Origin of the sequence: Streptomyces mutabilis (genome assembly GCF_046628145.1) — a bacterium.
GTDB classification, from domain to species: Bacteria; Actinomycetota; Actinomycetes; order Streptomycetales; family Streptomycetaceae; genus Streptomyces; species Streptomyces mutabilis.
Genome location: NZ_CP176874.1, coordinates 701,245 through 721,965, shown reverse-complemented (window position 1 = coordinate 721,965; position 20,721 = coordinate 701,245). Strand labels below are relative to the sequence as shown.

Sequence of the window (20,721 nt, the reverse complement as noted above, 5' to 3'; positions counted from 1 at the left end):
ACCGACCGGCAGGCCCGGTCGACGGCAACGGCGCGAGCCCCTGGCGACGGCCCGATCCGGCCGGGGCACCGTGCGCGCGGGGCCATGCGGTACCGTCCGCACTTGGGCCGGGGTCGAGGCGAGGACGAGGAGAAGGCCGACGTGGCGGGCCGAGAGGACGGGACGCGGCAGCGGACGGCGGGAGCCGGTGCGCACGCCGACTGGGCGGCGGAGCTGCTCGATCACCTGCGGCCGGCCGGACGCGACGTGCACAGGGTGGTGACCTGGCTGGCCTCGGCCGCGCACGCGACCGTGTCGTTGCAGGACGGCACCGGCCGTCTGCTGGCCGGCACCCGTGCCTGCCCGGACGCGTCACTGGCGGCCGACATCACCTCGGGCCGGATCGCCACCGCCGCCCTGGAGGACCGGGGCCGCCACCTGAGGCTCGTGCGGGTGGACCGGGTCCATCCGGCCTCGCCCGCCGTCCTCGCGGTGACCCGCGACGCGCCCTTCGACCGCCGGACCTCCGACATCGTCACGCACACCGCCCAGGTCCTGGAACTGCTGCTGGCCGGCCACGAGTCGACCGCCGCCGGCCACCGGCTGCGGCGCGCCACCGCCGACCTGCGCCTGGCGATCCTCCAGCTGCTGATGGTGGAGGACACCGTCTCCGCCCGCCGCGTGGCCGCCGGACTGTGGCCGGGTCTCCTCGACACCGACGTGGCGTGCGTGTACGTCGTGGAGAGCGACCCGGAGGAGCGCGACCGCCTCGCCGATGAATGCCTGTCGGTCACGGGGGACCGGGCACTGGTCGTGCGCTGCCCGGCGATGGACGGTCACGTGATCGTCCTGACGCCCCGCGACGCGGCCGGGCAGGAGCTGCGCTCGCTCGTCGGCCGCCTCCCCGGCGTCTTCCTCGGCGGCAGCGCGCGGCAGAGCCTCGCCCGCACCGCCACGGCGTACGGCCAGGCCGTGAGCGCCCTGGCCGTGGCCCGCTTCCGCCCCCAGAAGGCGGCCGTGTACGCCGAGCGCACCCGCCCGGAACGCCTGATGGACCCGGCGGCCCTGTACGGCTGGACCGCCCACCTCCTGCGACCCCTGGACGCGCTGCCGCACCACACCCGTGCCGAACTGCTCGCCACCACCCGGCTCGGCCTGGAGTTCACCGCCGTCAACACCGCGAAGATCCTCGGCGTCAGCCGCAACACAGTCCGCGCCCGGATGGACCGGGTCGAGGCGCTGCTGCGCACCGACTTCACCGACCTGACCGTGCGCGCCACCGTCCACCTCGCCGTGAACGCCCAGGCCGCCGCCGACCAGGCCCGTGCCGACGGCGACGCCGGACGCGTCGGAACCGCCCGGCTCACCGATCTGCTCGCCGGACCCGCGCTGCGTGCCTGGGCCGGGGACCTGCTGGGCCGCCTGGAGCCGGACGCCCGGAACCTGCGGCGCACGCTGCGCACCTGGATCGCCGTCGGCGGCAACGCCGAGCGGGCCGCCCAGACGCTCGGCGTGCACGCACAGACGGTGCGCGAGCACGTCCGCAGCGCCGAGCCCGTCCTCGAACGCCAGCTGCTCGCCGCCGGCAGCGACCTGTACGAGGTCGTGCTCGCCCACTTGGTGGCGGGGGACCTCGACCAGCCCGCACTGCACGGGACGAAAACGGATCATCCGGACTCACCTGTGCACGGGTGAGTCCGGATGGTCCGGCAGCGGGCATCGGCGCGATTCACAACGGCGGAGCCGTCCACGTAGGTTCAACTGGCCGCGGGGGGCCGACCGGAACGGGGGACCGGTCGCGCCCCGCGGCCTCCGACGGTCAGCCGTGCGGCAGGATCACCGCGCGGCCGTTGACCTTGCCCTCGTGGAGCCGCTCGTACGCGAGCGGCGCGTCGTCCAGGGAGTACGTCTCGGTGTGCACGGACACGGCTCCCGACCGGGCCAGGTCCAGCACCTCGATCAGCTCGCCGCGGCTGCCCCAGTAGGGGGCGCTGACGGACACCTCGAAGGGCAGCAGGCCGAACCCGACGGGGATCGATCCGCCGCCGATCCCGACCAGGGTGACATCGCCCTCGACGGCCGCGACGGCGCCCGCGGTCCTGACGGTCGGAGCCGCGCCGACGAAGTCGAACACGGCCTCGGCGCCGAGACCGCCGGTGAGTTCACGCACCGCGTCCGCCGCCTTCTCGTCCGACAGCACCGCCTCGTGGGCGCCCACCTCGCGGGCGAGGCGCAGCTTGTCCTCGCTGACGTCGAGGGCGACGACCCGGGCGGAGGTCAGCGCGCGCAGCAGCTGGATGGCGACGTGACCGAGGCCGCCGGCGCCGATGACCACTGCGGTCGACCCGGGGACCAGCTTGGGCAGCGACCGCTTGACGGCGTGGTACGGCGTCAGCCCGGCGTCGGTCAGCGGCACCGCCGCGACGGGGTCCAGCCCGTCCAGCGGGACCAGGTGCCGGGGGTCGTCGACGAGCAGGTACTCGGCCATGGACCCGGGGCGCCCGAGCCCCGGCGGGTGGATGCCGAGCTCATCGGCGCGCAGGCAGTAGTTCTCCTTGCCCTCGGCGCACTTGGCGCAGGTGCCGCAGCCCCAGGGGCCGTACACGGCGACCGCGTCGCCCTCGTTCAGTCCGGTCACCCCGTCGCCGAGCGCGGCCACCGTGCCGACACCCTCGTGGCCGAGGGTCAGCGGCAGTTCGTACGGGAAGCCCTCCGCGGGCCAGCCCATCACCGCGATGTCGGAGTGGCAGACGCCGGCGGCGGTGACCTTCAGCAGCACCTGGCCGGGGCCGGGCTCGGGTTCGGGGACCGCGACCACCTCGGGCGGGGCCCCGATGGTGCGGTACTGAAGTGCCTTCATGGTCGAACTCCTTCGTTCTCCCCCCGGGGTGGGTGACTGACCTCAGACGGCGGTGTAGGCGCCGTCGACCAGGTGGTAGCTGCCGGCGACGAACGAGGCCCGGTCCGACAGCAGGAAGGCGATCAGCTCGGCCACCTCCTCGGAGCGTCCGAGCCGGCCGGCCGGGTGCAGGGCGACCAGGCCGTTGTAGGCGGCCTCGTCCATGGTCTTCAGCAGCGGGGTGTCGATGAAGCCGGGGCCGACCGCGTTGACCCGGATGCCCTTGGCGGCGTATTCGGCGGCGGCGGCCTTGGTCAGCCCGACCACGCCGTGCTTGGCGGCGACGTAGGCGGGGGAGCCGGCGAAGCCGACCGAGCCGAGGATGGAGGCGACGTTGACGATGGCGCCGCCGTTGCCGGCCGCCTCCATGGCGGGCAGTTCGTAGCGCATCGAGTAGAAGACGCCGTCGAGGTTGGTGCGTACGACGCGGTTGTACGCGTCCACGTCGTACTCGCCGGTCGGGGCGCTCGGGCCGCCGATCCCGGCGTTGTTCACGGCGAGGTCCAGGCCGCCGAAGGTGTCGGCGGCGAACTGCACGGCGGCCTCGACGGACTCCGGGCGGGTCACGTCCAGCTCGACGGCCGCCGCGCGGATGCCCGCCGCCGCCAGCTCGGCCGCGGCCTTCTCGGCGCCCTCGGCGTTGTAGTCGGCGACGACGACGTTCGCGCCGCCGGCGCCGAGACGGCGGGCGGTGGCCAGGCCGATTCCGGAGGCCGCGCCGGTGACGAGGGCGGTGCGGCCGGCGAACTCGGCCGCGTCGGTGGTGGGGGTGGTGCCGGAGGTGCTGGTGGTGCTCATGGTGTGGTTCTCACTCTTCGGTGGTGCTGTCGGGGGTCGCGGCCGCGGCCTCCGTAGTCAGGGCGTCGTAGGCCCGCTCCACGAGGGCGGCGAGGTCTGCGGCTCCCGAGTCCCGCTCGTCGCCGCGCGCCCACAGGCGCATGGCGGCGATCAGGACTCCGGCGGCGGCGTCGACGACGGCTGCCGGGCGCACGTCCCGGGCGTCGTCGGTGCCGAGCCGGTCGGCGACGATGCGGATCGACTCCTCCTGGGCGTCGACCCGGATCCGCTGGTAGGCGGCGAACAGGTCGGGCTCGCTGTCGGCCAGGGCCAGCAGTCGGCGCATCCTGGGACGGACGTGCCAGGCCGGGTCGCCCGGGTCGGTCAGCCAGTCGCGCACCGCCCTGCGGTAGGCGAGCAGGGGCGGCTCGTCGGCGGGCCGGGACCGCAGCAACGCGTTGATGCGGTCGCCGTCCCGGCGGACGAAGTCGAGTGCGGCGTCCTCCTTGCCGGCGAAGTGCCGGCTGAACGTGCGGCGCGTGACGTCGGCGCGCTCGGCGATGGCCTCCACCGTGGTCGCGGCCGATCCGCGCTCCAGGATCAGGTCGCAGGCGGCGGTGGCGAGCGCGTCGCGGGTCCGCAGCGCCTTGCGCTGCCGCCGGTCGCCGGAGGCGGGGGAGGGCTTCGTTGCCGTCATGCCTCCGAGCGTACACCCGAAAATGTCCCAGTGAGACATGTGACCCAATGGGACATGACTTGGCGGGCCGGGTGCGGAAGTGTTCCGCAAGGCGCGGGCGGACGGCCGCAAGGGCGCCGAGCCGGACAAGGGGCTGCTGCGCGCCCGTCCGAACGGCGGCTGACGCGCCCCGCCTCCGGCCGGGCCTGTCATGTGGGCTGCCGCGAAAAGATGTGCAAAACGGCATGTGTCGGACGCTTCGTGGTGGGGTACCCGGAGCGCCCATGTGCGCGGCCCACGGCCGCCTCGCAGCTCAGGGCCGCGTCCGAGGGCGGCCACGAGTCGAAGGAGCCCACGAACATGACGGACGTATCGAGCCAGGGACCCGCCCCCGGCGACGACCGCAAGGTGCTCACCAACCGACAGGGGCACCCCGTCTACGACAACCAGAACCAGCGCACGGTCGGCGCGCGCGGCCCCGCCACGCTGGAGAACTACCAGTTCCTGGAGAAGATCAGCCACTTCGACCGCGAGCGCATCCCCGAGCGGGTCGTGCACGCCCGCGGTGTGACCGCCTACGGCTACTTCGAGGCGTACGGGGCCTGGGGCGACGAGCCCATCGACCGCTACACCCGGGCCAAGCTGTTCCAGGAGCGGGGCAAGCGCACCGACCTCGCCGTGCGGTTCTCCACCGTCATCGGCGGACGCGACTCCGCCGAGACGGCCCGCGACCCCCGGGGCTTCGCGGTGAAGTTCTACACGGAGGACGGCAACTGGGACCTCGTCGGCAACAACCTCGCCGTCTTCTTCATCCGCGACGCGATCAAGTTCCCGGACGTCATCCACGCCCTCAAGCCGGACCCCGTGACCTTCACGCAGCAGCCCCGGCGCATCTTCGACTTCATGTCTCAGACGCCGGAGTCCATGCACATGCTGATCAACCTGTTCAGCCCGCGCGGCATCCCGGCGGACTACCGCCACCAGCAGGGCTTCGGCGTCAACACCTACAAGTGGGTCAACGCGGCGGGGGAGACCAAACTCGTCAAGTACCACTGGATGCCCAAGCAGGGCGTCCGCAGCATGACCGAGGAGGACGCGGCCAACGTCCAGGCCCACGACCTCGGCCACGCCACCAAGGACCTCTACGACGCCGTCACGCGCGGCGACTACCCCGAGTGGGAACTGCTCGTCCAGATGATGGACGACCACGACCACCCGGAGCTGGACTTCGACCCGCTCGACGACACCAAGACCTGGCCGGAGCAGGAGTTCCCGGCGAAGCCCGTCGGCCGGATGGTGCTCGACCGGATGCCGGACAACTACTTCGCCGAGAACGAGCAGATCTCCTTCGGCACCGGCGTCCTCGTCGACGGTCTCGACTTCTCCGACGACAAGATGCTGGTCGGCCGCACCTTCTCGTACAGCGACACCCAGCGCTACCGGGTCGGCCCGAACTACCTCCAGCTGCCCGTCAACCAGGCCAAGAACGCCGATGTGCGCACCAACCAGCGCGACGGACTGATGGCCTACCACCAGGACGGCGGCGGCGAGAACCCGATCGTCAACTACGAGCCGTCCATCACCGGCGGCCTGCGCGAGGCCGAGTACCCCACGCACGACGAGCAGGGGCCCGAGATCCAGGGGCGGCTCACCCGCAAGCGCATCCCGCGCACCAACGACTACATGCAGGCCGGGCAGCGCTACCTGCTGATGGAGGAGTGGGAGCGCGACGACCTGGTGGCGAACTTCGTCAACCTGCTCTCCCAGTGCGACCGGCCGGTGCAGGAGCGCATGGTGTGGCACTTCCTGCTGGTCGAGAACGACCTCGGTCTGCGGGTCGGCGAGGGCATCGGCATCAGCCCGCAGGACGTGAAGCACCTGGAACCGCTGGCGAGCCAGGACCTCACCGACGAGGACCGCGAACGCCTGGCCAACCTCGGCAAGAATCCGCCGCGCGACGTCGAGGGCCTGACGATGACCCACTGCGTCCCGAACGAGCGGCACGTCGTCACGCGGTGACCCTCACCCCGCACGCCGCAGTACCGCCCGGGCCGCCGTGAGGGCCTGCTCGGCGTAACCGCGTCCGAACAGCACGGCGTGCACCAGCAGCGGGAAGAGCTGGTGCACGCCCACTCGGTCGGTCCAGCCGTCGGCGAGCGGCGCCTCCTCCTCGTAGGCCGCCAGGACCGGCTCCAGGTGCGGGCAGCCGAAGAGGCGCAGCATCGCCAGGTCGGTCTCCCGGTGCCCGCCGTGCGCCGCCGGGTCGATCAGGTGCACCTGCCCGTCGGCACCCCACAGCACGTTCCCGTTCCACAGGTCACCGTGCAGCCTGGCGGGCGGCTCGGCCGGCCCCGCCAGTACGGGCAGCAGCTCGCAGACCCGCTCGACGTCCGCCGCCTCGGCCGACCGGACGGTGCCCGAGTCCACCGCGCCCCGCAGATACGGCAGCACGCGGTGCTCGGCGTACCAGCGCGGCCAGTCGTCCCCGGGGACGTTGCGCATCGGCGCGAGACCGATGTACGCGTCCTCGGGCCCGCCGGGCGGCGCCGCGCCGAACGCCGGCGCCCCCGCGGCGTGCAGGGCGGCCAGGTCCCGGCCGAAACGGGCCGCCGCCCCCGCACTCGCCCGGCCCCGCGCCACACGGTCGGTGACCAGCCAGTGCTCGTCGTCACCGTGCACCACCGGGATCCGGACCGTGCCGGAGCCGGCCAGCCAGCGCAGCCCCGCGGCCTCGGCCCGCGCCGCCCCCGCACCGTCACCGCGCTTGACCATCACCGTGCGCCCGTCGTCGAGGGCGACCTCGGTGAGCGAACCGGACAACGGGCGTTCACCGGTCACCGAACGGCCGGTGAACCGGGCCGCGGCGGCCGAGGGCGAGGCGGTGCGATACACGGCCGACAGACTAGCCACACGGCGCCCACTGCGGCCGACCCGGTGAAAATCGCCCGGTACGCCGATCGAAGGCCCCGGGCACGGGGGAGCAGTGGGATTATGACCAGTTCAGCGTTCCATCGCACCATCACCCTGCCCGCCCCCGTGTGCGAACAGGCCGCCCACCACCTCGAGCAGGCGGTCCACAAGGCCATCGACGGGGCCGCGACGCCCTGGCGCGCCTTCCGCGGGGCCGACGGCGACGATTTCGCCTTCTCGGTCCCGGTCGTCGAGCAGGCAGCGGGCTGTCTGCTGGTGCTGGCGGCCGAGAGCGCGCAGAGCCTGCGCCCGTCGGCCCTGCGCGCCCTGATCACCGTCGCCCTGCATCTGCGGGACGCCGCCGAAGCGGTACGCCGTCCCGCGATCCCCAGCGTGGCCTGGTGAGCGGCACCGTCGACGAGGCGCGGTCGAGGGAGGAGACGGGAACACCCGTGCTCCGGTCCTGAGCGTGCTCGGCTCGGCGGCACGGGGTCCCGGGTTTCGGGCCGGGTCGATGTGGCCGAGGCCACGCCGTGGACGAGAGCCGGGCCATGTTCCGTGCGGTGGGCCGCGGGCTACGGTTCTCGCCGATCCCCTGTCCTCCCTCGACGAGCAGTTCGGACGATCCGGCAGTGCACGCAGATCTCTCCCCCGTCATCGCGGCGACCGCCCAGTGGCTCACCCGCGCCTACCCGGCGTCGGGTGGGGCGCTGGCCTGTGCCCTCTCCGAGGCGCAGGCACGGCAGGCGGTGACGGTGGCCGCCCGGCTCCGCTACCCGACCGCGATGGACGTCGGCCTGATGGGCGTGTCCGGTCCGGGGGGTTCCGCCCGCCTCGACTGGATCACCGGCGCGGACGGCGCGGGGAGCGTGGACGTCGAGGAGGAGGCCTGGCGGAGCTGGGTGGACGAGGTCGTCGTGAGCTGGGCCGCCTGCCTGCTGACCGACCCGGAACTCGCCGCCCGCGCGGTGGCCGCGCTGGCCGAGGGCGGTACGCCCGTCGAGTTCCGCCGCCTGCTCGCTCCCGACGACCGCGACCGGCGGGCGGCGGCGCTGCTGCGCCACCCCGACCTGGTCGCGCCCGTGGCCGAACTGCACCACGCCGCACTCGTCGCACGGCTGGACCCGGGGCAGGCACTCGTCGCCTGACGGGAGGCGGGGCGCGGTGCCTCCCTCATCGCCTGTCCGGCCCACGCGACGCGAGAAGGCCCTGCTCGGCCCGCGCCCCGGCCCCCGCGAGGCTCAGGCCGCCGTTCCCAGCGCCGCCCGGGCCGGCGCCTCCGTGTCGCCGCCCCGGACGGGCACCGCCCCCACGGGCAGGCGGGCACGCAGGACGTGCCCCGCGCCGATCGTGCCGGCGATGATGAGGCCGCCCGCGATGAGGGCGCCGCGCGTGCCGGCCAGTTCCATCAGCAGGCCCAGCGCCGGCGGGCCGCCCAGGCTCCACACCGTGCCGATGCTGCCCCACACCCCGAGGACCCGGCCCCGCATGTGCGCGGGCGGGTCGGTCTGGAGCACCGCCGTGCCGGCCGTGTCGGAGACGGACTCCACGACGGCCATGGGCAGCACCATCACCAGGAGGACGGCCAGCGACGGCGACAGGCCGGCCACCACCTGCAGCAGTCCGCCCGCTGCGGCCAGCGCGCCCACGACCCGCACCGAGGGCCACCGCAGCCGGGCCCCCAGGACCGCGCCGACGATGCCACCGGCGGCCAGCACCGTGGAGACCGTGCCGAACGACCCGGCGCCGCCCGCGAGCGGCCCGGTGACGAGCACCGCGAGGGTCAGCTGGTAGTTGCGCCCGAAGACCGCGCTGACCCCCGTGACACCGGCCAGCGCCAGCAGCCGGGGACGGCGGGCGAAGAAGGCCAGCCCCTCGCGCACGCCCATGGCCTCGCGGCGCTCGGCCGCCACCTGCTTGACCGCGCCCCGTGCCGGGCGCAGGAAGGGTATGACCGAGGCGACGAACAGGAACGACAGGCCGTTGGCGACGTAGGCGGCGGCCGTGCCCAGGAAACCGACGGTCACCCCCGCCAGCGCGGCGCCCGTGAGGCGGCCCGCCTGGTGGACCAGCGCGCCCACGCCGATCGCGGAGGGCACGTCCTCGGCCGGGACCAGGTCGTTGCCGAGCAGGGAGCACGCCGGGCCGTCGACGGTGGCGATGACACCTGTGACGGCGGCCAGCACCATCAGGGAGGTCACGTCCAGCCGGTCGAGCGCCACCATGAGCGCCGTCACGAACGCGATCGCGCCGAGCATCGCCTGGCTGACCGCGGCGGTCAGCTTCCGCGGCCAGCGGTCGACGGCCGCACCTCCGAACACGCTGATCAGCAGCGCCGGCGCGGCCTGGACGGACATGGACAGACCCGTCGCGGCGGCCGACCCGGTGATCTGCAGGACCAGCAGGTTCTGCACCGTGAGCTGCATCCACGTACCGGCGTTCGAGACGAAGTTCGCGACCGACCACCAGCGCATGCTGCGGTATCTCAGTGACCGCCACGGTGAACGGGACGGTGCGGGCGTGGGAGGCGGGGCGGAGGCAGGGGAAGAAGACACAGTGCGCCACTCGAAGACGGGTCGGTGGACCCGGAAGGGGAAAGGACGGGAGCGAGAAGGCCGGCTGCACTGCGCGGCCGCTCCACTGAGCCGGATGACGGCGCCGACCATCGTGGCAGAAGGGTCGGATGAGTCCTTGCCGGCCCACCTCCCGTACCAGGGGCAGGAGCGCCGAAGTCCGTTTCCGTGGAGGGCACTTGGTCGCGTGAGTGGGTTTGATCACAGGTCCGGGCCGCCCCGGCCGACGGATGCGGGCCGGCGTGACGGTGACCACAGCGACCGGCCCGTGCGGGAGGGGCCGCGGCAGGCGTCAGAGCATGAAAGCTACTCGGTGGGGCACCCGGGGCACGCTCGTCAGCGCTTCCGGAGGAAGGAAGGTCGTCCTCATGATGCCGATGGCGGCGTTCAGCCCGCGGGAGGAGGCCCGGCCGCCCTGGCACCGAGTCCTGGTGACCGGCGGTGCGGGGTTCCTCGGGTCCCACCTGTGCACCCGCCTGCTCGATTCGGGAGTCGAAGTCGACTGCCTCGACAACCTCTCCACCGGGCGAGCCGAGAAGGTGGCCCACCTCGCCGGCCGACCCGGCTTCCGCTTCCTGGAACGCGACATCGCGCAAGAGGGCTGCGCCGATCTGCTCACCGGCCCCTACGACCTGGTCCTGCACCTGGCGGGCCCGGGGACCTCCGCGGCGTCCTGGCCAGAGCGGCCCGTGGAGGTCCTCGACACCGGCAGCCTCGGGACCCGGGCCGCGCTGGCCGTCGCGGAGCGGGACGGCGCCCGGTTCCTGCTGGCCTCCTCGCCCCCGGCGCCCTTCGGTGACGGTGGCGATCCGGTCGGTCCGCACACGGCCCGTGCCGAGGCCGTCCGGTTCTCCGAGGCCCTGGTCGCCGCGCACGCGGCCGCCCACGGTTCGAACGCCGGGATCGTCCGCCTCTTCACCGGCTACGGGCCCGGCATGCGCACGGACGACGGGGGTACGCCGGGCTCCTTCATCGAGCAGGCCCTCGCCGGCCGGCCGGTCACCGTCACCGGGGACGGCACCCTGACCCACCCGCTGTGCTACGTCGACGACATGGTCGACGGCGTGCTGCTGGTCGCGGCCGGCCGGTCGGTACGACCCGTGGACATCGGTGGCGACGAGGAGCCCACGGCGGTGGAGATCGCCCGCCGGGTGATCGAACTGACCGGCTCGGGATCCACGCTGGAGTTCGTCGAGGGGGTGCCACCGGCACCGGTCGAGTCCCGGCCGGTCACCGGCTTCGCCCGCGAGATCTTCGGCTGGCTGCCGAGCGTGACCTGGCAGGACGGTCTGGAACGCACCGTCGCCGCCCTCGCGGAGCAGCCCGATCCTCTCCCGGCGGCGCCGGCCGGGCGCACGGGGGAGTGGTGGGCGTGAAGGCACTCGTCGCCCGCCCCGGCGGACTCGGCGACGTCCTCCTCGCGGGCCCGGCGGTCCGCGCGGTGGCCACCCGGGCCGACCGTGTGACCATGCTGTGCGGCCCCCGCGGAGCGCCCGCCGCCCGGCTGCTGCCGCACGTCGACGACGTCGTGGAGTGGGACCCGCCCGCGGAACCGGACGACGCCGGCACCGACGGCCTGGTGCGCCGGCTGCGCGAGGAGTCGTACGACGTCGCGCTCGTCCTCGCTCGCGGACGGCATGCTCCCTCGTCCGCGACGAGCCTCCTGCGCTCGGCGCGCGTGCGCCGTATCGGTGCCGCCGTGGGCCCCGCCGGCCGCCCCGAGGAGGAGGCGGCCCTCGACGCCGCCGCGGCGATGGGGTTCGGGCTGCGGCGCGGCGACGACGGCGCACTGCGCGTGCGGCCGGTCCCCGACACCGCCGGGCTGACCGGGAACGGCCCGTACGTCGTCGTCCACCCGGGAGCGGGGGACCCCCACCGTGCCTGGGACGCCGAGTGCGGTGCGGCGGCGGTCGCGCACCTCGCCGACGCCGGGCACCGCGTCGTCGTCACCGGCGGACCGGACGAGACCGCGCTGACCCGCCGGGTCGCCGGCGGGACGGGCATCGACCTCGGGGGACGTACCGACCCGCGGTCGTTCGCGGGGGTGCTGCGCGCCGCCGACGCGCTCGTCACCGGGTCCGGCGGACCCGCCCGGCTGGCCGCCGCCGTAGGCACCCCGGTCGTCTCCGCCCCGCCCCGGGACCTGCCCCGGGCCGTGCGGGGGTTGCCGGGCGACCACTGACCGCGCGAGGGGCCCGTCGCCACGGCGACGGGCCCCTCGCGGGCGGTGGCGACGCGTTCAGCCGGACTTGCCCCGGCCCGACAGCGCGTCCCGCACCCGGTCGACCATGCCCGCACCGGGCGCCAGCAGCTTGTTCATCGGCGGCTTGTCCGGGGCGGACGGGTGCGGTCGTGTCGGCGCCGTCTTCTTCGCCTGCCGGACCTTGTCGCCCAACTCGTTGAGAGCCTCGGCCGGGCACGCCTCGCGGAGCCGGGGGAAGAGGTTGCCCTCCTCGTCGGCGACGTGCTCACGGATCTCGCTCATCAGCATGCCGATCAACCGGTCGAACTCGGCGTCGTCCGCCGCGCAGCCTTCCAGATCCTTCATGATCTGCTCGGCCTCGGCGTGATCCTCGAGTTCCTTGTCCGCGAGGGCGTTCCCGTTCGCCACGTGCTCACGGACGGCGGGGTAGAGGTAGGCCTCCTCCGCCACCGAGTGCCGGATCAGCTCGATCGTCGCCTGATCGGCGTACAGCTTGCGGTCCTTGTGACCGGACGGCAGCGCCTCGATCTTGCCGAAGAGCTCCTCGACCTCACGGTGATCGGTCGTCAGCTCGTCGATGACGTTTCCACCGTGTCCCATGTTTCACCTCCAGCCAGGTCGTGGCGGGTCGGGGGCCGACCCGCCACGAGCGTCGGGTCCCCCCGCAGCCGGTGGGCTAACGCCTGGTGCAGGCGCCCAGCTTCGCCCTGACGCCCCCCGCCGTCGCCGCCGGACCCGCCGTGGCCCGGACCGAACGCCGCACCAGGTGGGCGTCGTGGCGCAGGTCCTGGGCGGCGTGCCGGCCGCGCCACAGCAGCGAGGGGGCGCTGCCGGTGTCGTCGGCCGCGATCAGCAGCCCGCCCATCATGGACAGGTTCTTCAGGAAGTGGATGCGCTGCTGGGCGCGGTCGGAGGGGTCCTCCGCGTCCCAGTAGCGGTGCGCCGCCAGTGTGGTGGGGACCAGCGTCGCGGCGAGGGCCAGCGCGGCCAGGCGCGGGCAGCGGCCGAGGCCGAGCATGAGCCCGCCCACGACGTGGACGGCGCCGTTGAGCCGTACGAGTTGTTCGGTGCGGTCCGGCAGTACCGGCACGCGGTCGGTCACCGGCCGCACGATCGGCTCGGCGATCGGGGCCACGTCCTCGGGCCGCCGCAGGGACTGCAGACCGCCCGCGACGAACATCGAGGCGAGCAGCGGGCGGCCGGCGATACGCAGAAGACTCATGACGCTCTCTCCAAGAGATACCGGAGCAATGCCAGGGACGGAGGGGGTGTGGTGCCCCACTGGGATCATCGGGTGGCCGGGGCGGGTGGCGCCATTCGGCGCCCGGTACCGCGTGGACGCGGACGGGCGCCGCGGCGCCAGGTGCCGGCGCAGGTCACAGGCTGTTCAGGATCTGCGGCGACAAGATCTTGATCATGGTGTTGGTCCAGCGCATCTGGCGCAGTGTCCGCGGATGGCAGGCGGAGGCGAGCCCCAGCAGCTCGCTGTCCCCGGAGGCCTGCGCGGCCTGCGCGAGCATCTCCCAGTGCAGCGAGTTCTCCGCGGCGGCGACGTGCAGTTCGCGCAGGTCGCGCAGGAGCAGCAGGCCGGGCTCGGGCCGGTGCACCACCGCGTCCGACGCCTTCTCGCGCAGCGTCGCGAAGAAGCCGTCCGGGGAGGTGTCCGGTGGATCACCGAGCTTCACGCCATGGTGCGCGGCGACCTCGGCCACGCGGCGGACGTGTTCGCGGGACCAGACGGCGAGGTCGGTGGCGACGTGATGGACCTCGTGCTCGGTGCGGTGCCGCTCGGCGACGGTCACCAGGTCGTGCGCCAGGCGCCGCTCGCCGCGGTGCAGCGTGCGCAGGGTCAGGGTGATGCCGTTCACTGTGCCCCTTCCTCGCGGCCGTGCGGGAACTGTGCCGGCGCCTGCGTCGCGTGTGCCGCGTCCCCGCCCGCGGTGGGGTGTGCGGCGCCGACGGTGGCGGGTGCCGACGCGGTGGTGGTCGGCGCCGGGGACGGGCGGCCGTCGCCGCGCTCGACGAGGGTGAGCGACGCGGTGGCCGTCTTGAAGAGGGGCTGCTTGGAGACCGGGTCCCAGTCGGTGACGGTCGTCTCGTTCGCGGCGCGCCCGGGAGTCTCCGGGCCCGGTCCCGACCCGTTCCCGGTGTCCCAGTAGCCGTAGTGGAACGGGACGAAGAGCAGCCCGGGCCGGATACCGGTCACCCGCAGCCGTCCGCGCAGGGCGCCGCGCCTGCTCGCGACCTCGACCAGGTCGCCCTCGCCGAGGCGATGGTGGAGCGGGTCGCGCCGCTGGAGGAGGTGCGGCTCGCCGAGGCCGAGCCGGTCCGCGTCCGCGGTGGAGATCTCCACCCACACGTCCGGGGCGGCGTCGCGCAGCTGCGGCGCCCGTCCGGTCTTCGTACGGGTGTGGAAGTGGTAGACCGTCCGGCCCGTGGTCAGCTGGAACGGGTACTCCTCGTCCGGCTCCTCGTGCGGCGGCCGGTAGTCGGCCGCCTTCAGCATCGCCTTGCCGTCCGGGTTGAGGGAGCGGTACTCCACGACCTCCTGCGACGCCCCGGTCTCGAGGTCCTTGCCGTAGCTCTCGCACAGGTCCGGGTGTGCCCAGCTGATGCCGTCCGTGTAGAGCCGGGCGGTGCCCTCGGGGGCCGACTCGCCGCAGGGCCACTGGATGCCGCTGGTGCCGCGCAGCCTGGCGTACGACAGGCCGGTGTAGTCGCAGGGGCGGCCCGCGCTGCAGCGCTTCCACGCCTCGAACGCCGACTCGGGGTCGTCCCAGGTGATCAGCGGGCCGCCGTCCTTGTCCCGGAAGTCCATGCGCCGGGCGTAGTCCAGGAAGATGTCGAGGTCGGGCCTGGCCTCGCCGGGTGGTTCGACGGCCTTCTCGGACAGGTGCACCGTGCGGTCGGCGTTGGTGAGCGCGCCGGTCTTCTCGCCCCAGGTGGCGGCCGGCAGCACCACGTCGGCCAACTGCGCCGTCTCCGTGAGGAACAGGTCCTGCACCACCGTGAACAGCCGCTTCTGCGTGAGGATCGAGCGGATCCGGGAGAGTTCGGGCAGCGAGACGGCGGGGTTGGTGCCGCTGATCCACAGCATCCGGATCGAGCCCTGCTCGGCGTACCGGTACATCTGCATCGCGTGCGTGGGCGGCGCGTAGTGCGGGATCTTCTCGGGCTCGACGTTCCACACCTTCGCGAGGTCGGCGACGTGGGAGTCGTTCTGCCAGTTGCGGAAGCCCGGCAGGTCGCCGTTGGCGCCGCACTCCCGCGTGTTCTGTGCGGTGGGCTGGCCGTTCATCTGGAGCAGTCCGGCTCCCGGGCGGCCCAGCATGCCCCGGATCAGGTGCAGGTTGTTGATCTGGACCGCCGCCGCGGTGGCCTGGTGGGACTGGTAGACGCCCTGGAGGACGGTGGAGACCAACGCGTCGGTGGTGCCGACCAGTTCGGCGGCCTCCTCGATCCGGGCGGCCGGCACGTCGCAGATGCCCGCCGCCCACTCGGGCGTGCAGTCGGCGACCCGCTCGGTCAGCTCCTCGAAGCCGACGGTGTGCGCGGCGATGAAGTCCCGGTCGATCCGCTCGTGCCGGATCGTCTCGTGCAGCAGGGCGTTGAGCAGCGCGACGTTGGTGCCGCCGCGCGGCGCGAGGTGCACGGCTGCGTGCCGGGCGACCTGCGTGGGCCGGGGGTCCACGCACAGCATGCGCGGCGGATCGGCCCCCTCCAGCCGGTCCAGCAGCCGCATCCACTGCACGGGCTGGGTCTCGGCGATGTTGTGGCCGAACAGCGCGACCGCGTCGGCGTGGTCGAAGTCGTCGTAGCTCCCGGGCTGTCCGTCGCAGCCGAAGGTCTCCTTCAGCGCCTCCGCCGCCGTCGACGTGCACAGCCGGGTGTTGCCGTCCAGGTGGTTGGTGCCGATGCCGGCCCGGGCCAGGACCGCGAGCGTGTAGTACTCCTCCAGGAACAGCTGACCGGTCGTGTAGAAGCCGATCGAACCCGGGCCCCGCTCCTCGAGCAGTTCGCGTGAGCGGGTGGCCACCAAGTCCATCGCGGTGTCCCAGTCCGTCTCCACCAGCCGCCCGTCGCGCCGGACAAGTGGCCGGGTCAGCCGGTCCCGGGAGGCGTTCGCCTGCCACCCGAACAGGTCCTTGGGACCGAGACGGCCCCGGTTGACCCGGTCCACGTCGCGGCCTCGCACACCCACCATCCGGCCGTCGGCCACGGCGATGTCCATGGCGTCGCCGTCGGAGTGCAGGATCGACGCCGACTGCACCCAGCGCTCCACCGCACCGGGTTCCACCCCCGCCGCGAGGAACGTGTCCACCCGGGCCGGCCAGGTCTCGTGCCGTCCGTAGGGCGTCCTGTCGCCCCAGGGCCGCGCGATCCGGTCCGTCGCCTCCTCCATGGCCGGCCTCCCGCCAACGTCCGCCACACTGCCGGCCGGCGGGTACCCGGGCGCCGCCGATCGAAGCGAACCACTTGTGGGAGCGCTCCCAAGCGGGCAGGATGCTGCGGTGACCCCGACTGCCGCCGTACGCCCGTACCGTCCGGCCGACGCCCCGGCCCTCGACGACATCTGCATCCGCACCGCGCACAACGGCCGGGACAGCCGGCCGGTGTACGCCGACCCCACCGTCCTGCCCGCCATCTTCGCCACCCCCTACGTCCACCTGGACCCGGACCTGGCCTTCGTGCTGGACGACGGGACCGGACGGGCGGTCGGCTACATCCTCGGTACGGCGGACACCCCGCGCTTCGCCGAGGAGTTCCGCGCCAAGTGGCTGCCGCGCGTCGCCGACCGCTATCCGGCGCCCGCGGGCCCGCCCGGCACACCGGACGAGGTCATGGCCGGACTGCTGCACGACCCGGAGCGGATGATCGTCCCCGAACTCGCCGCCTACCCGGCCCACCTGCACATCGACCTGCTGCCCGAGTGGCAGGGCCGCGGACACGGCCGGGCGCTGATGCGGACGTTCTGGCGGGCGCTGCGCGAACGCGGGGTCCCGGCCGTGCACCTGGTCATGGCCACGGCCAACACACCCGCCAGGGCCTTCTACGACCGCCTGGGCTTCCACGTGATCGAGGCGGCCGGACTCGACCCCGCCGACGTCACCTGCCTCGGGCGTACGACGCGGGACCAGCAACAGCCCTGACGAGGACGGCGGCGACGGGGGCGGCGCACGTGGTCAGGCGGAGTGCAGCCGATAGACGTTGAAGGCCCGGCGGATGACCGGCTGGGCCACGTTGCGCACCCGCACGCCGCCCGCCGTCATCCCGTGCTCGGTGCCCAGGTGGGCGTGGCCGTGGACGGCCAGGTCGGCGCCGGCCGTGTCGATCGCCTCGGCCAGCAGATAGCTGCCGAGAAACGGATGGATCTCCGGCGGCTCCCCGGCGAGCGTGTCGGCGACGGGGGAGAAGTGGGTCAGCGCCACCCGCGCCGCGCAGCCCTCCTCGGCCAGTTCCTTCAGCGCGGCGTGCAGACTGTCCGCCGAGCGGCGGGTGGTGCGTACGAACTCCTTCATGACCGGCTCACCGAACTCGCCGGCGCTGCGCCCGACGAAACCGCCGCCGAACCCCTTGGTCCCGGCGACCCCCACCCGGCCCCCGGCGCACTCCACGACCGTGCCCTCGCCCTCCAGGACGGTCACCCCGGCCTCCCGGAGGATCGCGGTGACCTTCTCGGGCTGTTCGTCGTGGTGGTCGTGGTTGCCGAGGACGGCCACCACCGGCACCGGCAGGTCGCACACCTCCCGGGCCACCACCCGAGTCTCCTCGGGGGTGCCGTGCCGGGTGAGGTCCCCGGCGAGCAGCAGCAGGTCGGCACAGTCGGGCAGGGTCTCGAACGCGGGGCGCAGCAGTCCCTCGCTGTCGGGCCCCATGTGGATGTCTCCGACGGCGGCGACGCGGATCATCACAGCTCCTCCGCATGGTCGGGGCGGGTGGTCTCCGCCACCACGATGTCGGTGTGCACGGTGAGTCCGGCCAGCTCCTCGCGGGCGATCCGCAGGACGCTCTCGCGGCACTGCGCCGAGGGCACCGTGCCCGTGAGCGCGATCGCCCCGGCCCGGATCTCGGCCCGTACGCCGAGTTCGCCCAGCTCCTCGGCGGCGAGCCGGTCGTGCAGGTGGGCCACGCGGTACTCGACGTTCTCGGGGCCTTCGGTGTGCCCGGCCGCGGAGGCGGGGCCGCTCGCCGCGGGGCCCTGGTGGCCTACGGGGTCGCTCATCGCTGCTCCTCCTTCGAGGCGGTGGCCGCGGGGGCGGCCGGGGAGATGATCTCCAGCCGTTCGAGGATGAAGAAGAACGCGGCGGGCATCGGGGCGTCGCCGCAGTCGCGGCGCAACTCGTCCCAGTCGATCTTCTCGCGCAGCGTGCGGGCGATCGGCAGCACCGCCCCGAAGTCGCAGTGGTGCTCGGAAAAGGCCGCCAGCAGACCGCGCAGCAGATCGGTCGGTGCCAGCACCGGCATGAGGACCGAGTCGACCGAGAGGTCCTGGGCCCGGGCCAGCAGCTCCGTCGTGACGGGCTCGTGGGCCAGCTCGAAGATGAGGTCGACCTGCTGTCCCAGGCAGCTCGCCTTCAGCAGCCAGTCCTCGGGCGGCGTGTACACCGCCAGGCCCGCCTCCCGCAGGGTCTCGGCGACGGCGGTCGCGTCGTCGGGACGGATGCAGAAGTCGACGTCGTGCTGGAGGTTCTGGGTGCCGCCGTGTGCGTAGACGGCGACGCTGCCCGCCAGCGCGAACGGGTGTTCGTTGCGCTTGAGGATCGCGCCCACCTGCTTGGCCGCCTGCAGGATCGCCTGGTTGCGGTCGAGCGGGAGGTCTTCGGGGCGGACGTCGTGCGGGGGGACCGGTCCGGGGTCCCCCACCGTCGGACGGAGCTCGGAAACGCCGGCGCGCTGGTCGAGAGCGTGGTCGTCGGCGGGCTGCGTCATTGCTGTCCCCTTCCCCGGGCTGCTGTCTGTCGCGGGCCGGACCGGACGGACCGTTGCGGGGTACGGGCCCGGCCGGTCGTCCCCTGTCCGTGCGGGTACCCGGCGAGGTACCGCCGACACGACGGCCGTGCCCGGAGCTGTGGCGGCCGGGCGAATGCGGGCACCCGGGCGGCATGAACGACAAGCAGACGCGGCGGCGGACCGCATCCGACGACCGCCGGACCGTGGAACGGCTGGTGGCGGCGTGGCTCGCGGAGACCGAACACCACGACCGTGCCGCGGCCCGTGAGGCCCGCGCGGGCTGGGACCGGGGCGCTCTGTCCGAGCGGGCCGCCCAGGACCTGGCCACATGGGTCACGGCGAGGATCACGGACACCGGATTCACCCAGGACGAGGGCCCCTACGTGGAAGGACCCGTCCGGATCACCCCGGCCGACAAGGACACCGTGCACGACTGGCTGCGCGCGCGGGGGTACCGGGTCTGACGTCCCGGACCACCTCGCCGCGGCACTCAGCGGTCCGGCGGCCGCCACTCGAACATCAGGATCGTCGCGTCGTCCCGCAGCTGCCCCCCGGACTGCGAGTCCAGGATCGAGTGGATCAGCCGCCGCAGCGTCTCCGGGGCCAGCTCGCCGCCGGCCGTGGCCCGGATGACGTAGTCGGCGAACCGTTCGAGCCCGAACAGCTTCTCCTCCCGGGTGCGCGCCTCGGTGATCCCGTCGGTGTACAACAGGACCCGGTCACCGGGCTCCAGCCGCATCTCGTGGGTCCGGCGCGGCTCGGCGGACAACTGGGCCGGCGCGCCCATCGGCGGGTCGGCCTCCCGCTCCAGGGCGTCGACGACCAACTGGTCACCGCGGATGAGCAGCGGAGCGGGGTGGCCGCAGTTGTTCCACCGCAGCAGTCCGGTCTCGAACTCCAGCTGGGCGAGGACCGCGGTGCAGTACTGCTCCGGCAGCCACCCGGCCAGCGCTTCGTCGACGCACTGCACGAGCGCGGGCAGGTCGGCCCCGTTGCGCCGGGCGTTGCGGCAGGCGGCCAGCGCCACCGCGCTGGTCAGTCCGGAGGCGAGGTCGTGTCCCATGGCGTCGATGACCGACACGTGCAGCGTCGTCTGGGTGAGCGAGTGGTCGAAGGCGTCGCCGCCGAGCTTGTACGCGGGTTCCAGCACGGCCGTCGACACCACGTGCGCGTTGCCGATGGTGCGGGGCGGCAGGAAGGCACGGAGCATCTCCGAGGTCAGGTGCATGGGCTCGGTGCGCGTGTGCCGGACGAACGAGTCCTCGAAGGCCCTCTTCGACGTGATCATCATGGCCAGCAGCGAGGCCAGCGCCCGGCTCCGGATCAATGTGGCGGTGGTGAGCGCCGACGAGTGCACCCCCAGCACACCGAGTCGTTCGGCGCCGTCGAGCAGGGGCAGCCACGCCGTGACGCCGCCCGTGTCGGACTCCTCGACGCGCAGCGCCTGCGTCCGGTAGGCCCAGCCGGCGAGTGAACCGTCGACGGGGATGGGCGGCGCCACGTCGGTCTGCGGCACCAGGTACCGCTGTTGCAGGTCGACGAGGTAGACCACGGCGTGCTGCAGATCCAGCGCCTTGGCGCATCGGGTCACGGCGGTGGCCAGGTCCAGTGTCAGATGGGCCGGATCGGCGAGGAAGTCCTGCAACAGCGCTTCGCTCGCCTCTGACGTCGACACCTCGTCTCCCCTCGTCGAGAAACCCGCCGGTACGGGGCACGTTGCCAGCAGTCTGGCACCGCGCGCCCCCGCCCGCCC

21 protein-coding genes are annotated in these 20,721 nt (G+C 73.6%); 8 read left to right on the top strand and 13 right to left on the bottom strand.

Features of this window, described 5'->3' with window-relative positions:
- The first annotated feature begins 141 nt into the window (after window positions 1-141).
- The gene (locus tag ACLIN4_RS02840; protein WP_107476767.1) at window positions 142-1,674 is read left to right on the top strand and encodes a helix-turn-helix domain-containing protein; all 1,533 of its coding nucleotides are present in this window, start codon (window positions 142-144) and stop codon (window positions 1,672-1,674) included.
- 124 nt (window positions 1,675-1,798) lie between these two features.
- On the opposite strand, the gene ACLIN4_RS02835 is transcribed toward ACLIN4_RS02840, so the two are convergent.
- From ACLIN4_RS02835 to ACLIN4_RS02825, 3 genes are read right to left on the bottom strand one after another with little or no spacing between them, the layout of a single operon-like run.
- Window positions 1,799-2,839, bottom strand: coding sequence for an NAD(P)-dependent alcohol dehydrogenase (locus ACLIN4_RS02835; protein WP_411575462.1), 1,041 nt, complete (start codon window positions 2,837-2,839; stop codon window positions 1,799-1,801).
- A 42-nt stretch (window positions 2,840-2,881) separates the two neighbouring features.
- Window positions 2,882-3,676 carry an SDR family NAD(P)-dependent oxidoreductase gene (locus tag ACLIN4_RS02830; RefSeq protein WP_381944981.1) on the bottom strand — a complete coding sequence of 265 codons (795 nt, stop codon included), beginning with the start codon at window positions 3,674-3,676 and terminating at the stop codon, window positions 2,882-2,884.
- 10 nt (window positions 3,677-3,686) lie between these two features.
- Window positions 3,687-4,352, bottom strand: a complete 666-nt coding sequence (locus tag ACLIN4_RS02825; protein ID WP_179342314.1) for a TetR/AcrR family transcriptional regulator — start codon at window positions 4,350-4,352, stop codon at window positions 3,687-3,689.
- 339 nt (window positions 4,353-4,691) lie between these two features.
- Here ACLIN4_RS02825 and ACLIN4_RS02820 point away from each other — a divergent pair, with 339 nt between their 5' ends.
- On the top strand, window positions 4,692-6,350 hold the full coding sequence (locus ACLIN4_RS02820) for a catalase (RefSeq protein ID WP_100047261.1): 1,659 nt from the start codon (window positions 4,692-4,694) through the stop codon (window positions 6,348-6,350).
- 3 nt (window positions 6,351-6,353) lie between these two features.
- On the opposite strand, the gene ACLIN4_RS02815 is transcribed toward ACLIN4_RS02820, so the two are convergent.
- Window positions 6,354-7,223 (bottom strand): fructosamine kinase family protein, encoded by an 870-nt coding sequence (locus ACLIN4_RS02815; protein WP_411575461.1) that lies wholly within the window; start codon window positions 7,221-7,223, stop codon window positions 6,354-6,356.
- Between the two features lie 99 nt (window positions 7,224-7,322).
- On the opposite strand from ACLIN4_RS02815, the gene ACLIN4_RS02810 reads away from it, so the two are divergent.
- Together ACLIN4_RS02810 and ACLIN4_RS02805 are read left to right on the top strand one after the other, a co-directional pair.
- On the top strand, window positions 7,323-7,646 hold the full coding sequence (locus tag ACLIN4_RS02810; RefSeq protein ID WP_043376270.1) for a hypothetical protein: 324 nt from the start codon (window positions 7,323-7,325) through the stop codon (window positions 7,644-7,646).
- A gap of 227 nt (window positions 7,647-7,873) precedes the next feature.
- Complete coding sequence (locus ACLIN4_RS02805; RefSeq protein ID WP_179342315.1) at window positions 7,874-8,389, top strand: hypothetical protein; 516 nt, start codon at window positions 7,874-7,876, stop codon at window positions 8,387-8,389.
- A 93-nt stretch (window positions 8,390-8,482) separates the two neighbouring features.
- Here ACLIN4_RS02805 and ACLIN4_RS02800 read toward each other — a convergent pair whose 3' ends face one another.
- Window positions 8,483-9,796 (bottom strand): MFS transporter, encoded by a 1,314-nt coding sequence (locus tag ACLIN4_RS02800; protein ID WP_411575460.1) that lies wholly within the window; start codon window positions 9,794-9,796, stop codon window positions 8,483-8,485.
- Window positions 9,797-10,182: 386 nt separating this feature from the next.
- On the opposite strand from ACLIN4_RS02800, the gene ACLIN4_RS02795 reads away from it, so the two are divergent.
- Both ACLIN4_RS02795 and ACLIN4_RS02790 read left to right on the top strand, forming a co-directional pair.
- Window positions 10,183-11,190, top strand: a complete 1,008-nt coding sequence (locus ACLIN4_RS02795) for an NAD-dependent epimerase/dehydratase family protein (RefSeq protein WP_289908020.1) — start codon at window positions 10,183-10,185, stop codon at window positions 11,188-11,190.
- Entirely contained in the window at window positions 11,187-11,996 is an 810-nt protein-coding gene (locus ACLIN4_RS02790) for a glycosyltransferase family 9 protein (protein ID WP_107476769.1), read from the top strand. Before ACLIN4_RS02795 ends, ACLIN4_RS02790 begins: the two co-directional genes overlap by 4 nt.
- A gap of 57 nt (window positions 11,997-12,053) precedes the next feature.
- On the opposite strand, the gene ACLIN4_RS02785 is transcribed toward ACLIN4_RS02790, so the two are convergent.
- From ACLIN4_RS02785 to ACLIN4_RS02770, 4 genes are all read right to left on the bottom strand, one after another.
- Window positions 12,054-12,617, bottom strand: coding sequence for a hemerythrin domain-containing protein (locus ACLIN4_RS02785; protein ID WP_107476747.1), 564 nt, complete (start codon window positions 12,615-12,617; stop codon window positions 12,054-12,056).
- Window positions 12,618-12,693: 76 nt separating this feature from the next.
- Window positions 12,694-13,239 carry a DoxX family protein gene (locus ACLIN4_RS02780; RefSeq protein ID WP_107476748.1) on the bottom strand — a complete coding sequence of 182 codons (546 nt, stop codon included), beginning with the start codon at window positions 13,237-13,239 and terminating at the stop codon, window positions 12,694-12,696.
- Window positions 13,240-13,393: 154 nt separating this feature from the next.
- Window positions 13,394-13,885, bottom strand: a complete 492-nt coding sequence (locus ACLIN4_RS02775; RefSeq protein ID WP_107476749.1) for a hypothetical protein — start codon at window positions 13,883-13,885, stop codon at window positions 13,394-13,396.
- Complete coding sequence (locus ACLIN4_RS02770) at window positions 13,882-16,419, bottom strand: molybdopterin-dependent oxidoreductase (protein ID WP_411575459.1); 2,538 nt, start codon at window positions 16,417-16,419, stop codon at window positions 13,882-13,884. The genes ACLIN4_RS02775 and ACLIN4_RS02770 overlap by 4 nt, the downstream gene beginning before the upstream one ends.
- 109 nt (window positions 16,420-16,528) lie before the next feature.
- Between ACLIN4_RS02770 and ACLIN4_RS02765 the strand changes: the two genes are divergently transcribed.
- Window positions 16,529-17,167 carry a GNAT family N-acetyltransferase gene (locus ACLIN4_RS02765; protein ID WP_411575458.1) on the top strand — a complete coding sequence of 213 codons (639 nt, stop codon included), beginning with the start codon at window positions 16,529-16,531 and terminating at the stop codon, window positions 17,165-17,167.
- A gap of 33 nt (window positions 17,168-17,200) precedes the next feature.
- Here ACLIN4_RS02765 and ACLIN4_RS02760 read toward each other — a convergent pair whose 3' ends face one another.
- Genes ACLIN4_RS02760 through ACLIN4_RS02750 form a run of 3 tightly spaced genes read right to left on the bottom strand, consistent with a single transcriptional unit; the run spans window position 17,201 to window position 18,947 of the window.
- On the bottom strand, window positions 17,201-17,926 hold the full coding sequence (locus ACLIN4_RS02760) for a metallophosphoesterase family protein (protein WP_107476751.1): 726 nt from the start codon (window positions 17,924-17,926) through the stop codon (window positions 17,201-17,203).
- Window positions 17,926-18,240, bottom strand: coding sequence for a BON domain-containing protein (locus tag ACLIN4_RS02755; protein ID WP_289907875.1), 315 nt, complete (start codon window positions 18,238-18,240; stop codon window positions 17,926-17,928). Before ACLIN4_RS02755 ends, ACLIN4_RS02760 begins: the two co-directional genes overlap by 1 nt.
- Window positions 18,237-18,947, bottom strand: a complete 711-nt coding sequence (locus tag ACLIN4_RS02750) for a nucleotidyltransferase family protein (protein ID WP_100044095.1) — start codon at window positions 18,945-18,947, stop codon at window positions 18,237-18,239. The genes ACLIN4_RS02755 and ACLIN4_RS02750 overlap by 4 nt, the downstream gene beginning before the upstream one ends.
- Before the next feature lie 173 nt (window positions 18,948-19,120).
- On the opposite strand from ACLIN4_RS02750, the gene ACLIN4_RS02745 reads away from it, so the two are divergent.
- Window positions 19,121-19,432, top strand: coding sequence for a hypothetical protein (locus ACLIN4_RS02745; RefSeq protein ID WP_107476752.1), 312 nt, complete (start codon window positions 19,121-19,123; stop codon window positions 19,430-19,432).
- A 26-nt stretch (window positions 19,433-19,458) separates the two neighbouring features.
- Here the strand turns inward: ACLIN4_RS02745 and ACLIN4_RS02740 are convergent, their stop codons facing one another.
- Window positions 19,459-20,643, bottom strand: coding sequence for a PP2C family protein-serine/threonine phosphatase (locus tag ACLIN4_RS02740; RefSeq protein WP_107476753.1), 1,185 nt, complete (start codon window positions 20,641-20,643; stop codon window positions 19,459-19,461).
- Window positions 20,644-20,721: the final 78 nt, after the last annotated feature.

Bases quoted from the DNA above. Each gene is read 5' to 3' on its own strand.
- ACLIN4_RS02810 (WP_043376270.1), top strand. From the start codon at position 7,323: ATGACCAGTTCAGCGTTCCATCGCACCATCACCCTGCCCGCCCCCGTG.
- ACLIN4_RS02785 (WP_107476747.1), bottom strand. From the start codon at position 12,617: ATGGGACACGGTGGAAACGTCATCGACGAGCTGACGACCGATCACCGT.
- ACLIN4_RS02830 (WP_381944981.1), bottom strand. From the start codon at position 3,676: ATGAGCACCACCAGCACCTCCGGCACCACCCCCACCACCGACGCGGCC.
- ACLIN4_RS02780 (WP_107476748.1), bottom strand. From the start codon at position 13,239: ATGAGTCTTCTGCGTATCGCCGGCCGCCCGCTGCTCGCCTCGATGTTC.
- ACLIN4_RS02820 (WP_100047261.1), top strand. From the start codon at position 4,692: ATGACGGACGTATCGAGCCAGGGACCCGCCCCCGGCGACGACCGCAAG.
- ACLIN4_RS02795 (WP_289908020.1), top strand. From the start codon at position 10,183: ATGATGCCGATGGCGGCGTTCAGCCCGCGGGAGGAGGCCCGGCCGCCC.
- ACLIN4_RS02750 (WP_100044095.1), bottom strand. From the start codon at position 18,947: ATGACGCAGCCCGCCGACGACCACGCTCTCGACCAGCGCGCCGGCGTT.
- ACLIN4_RS02835 (WP_411575462.1), bottom strand. From the start codon at position 2,839: ATGAAGGCACTTCAGTACCGCACCATCGGGGCCCCGCCCGAGGTGGTC.
- ACLIN4_RS02745 (WP_107476752.1), top strand. From the start codon at position 19,121: ATGAACGACAAGCAGACGCGGCGGCGGACCGCATCCGACGACCGCCGG.
- ACLIN4_RS02770 (WP_411575459.1), bottom strand. From the start codon at position 16,419: ATGGAGGAGGCGACGGACCGGATCGCGCGGCCCTGGGGCGACAGGACG.
- ACLIN4_RS02755 (WP_289907875.1), bottom strand. From the start codon at position 18,240: ATGAGCGACCCCGTAGGCCACCAGGGCCCCGCGGCGAGCGGCCCCGCC.
- ACLIN4_RS02760 (WP_107476751.1), bottom strand. From the start codon at position 17,926: ATGATCCGCGTCGCCGCCGTCGGAGACATCCACATGGGGCCCGACAGC.
- ACLIN4_RS02825 (WP_179342314.1), bottom strand. From the start codon at position 4,352: ATGACGGCAACGAAGCCCTCCCCCGCCTCCGGCGACCGGCGGCAGCGC.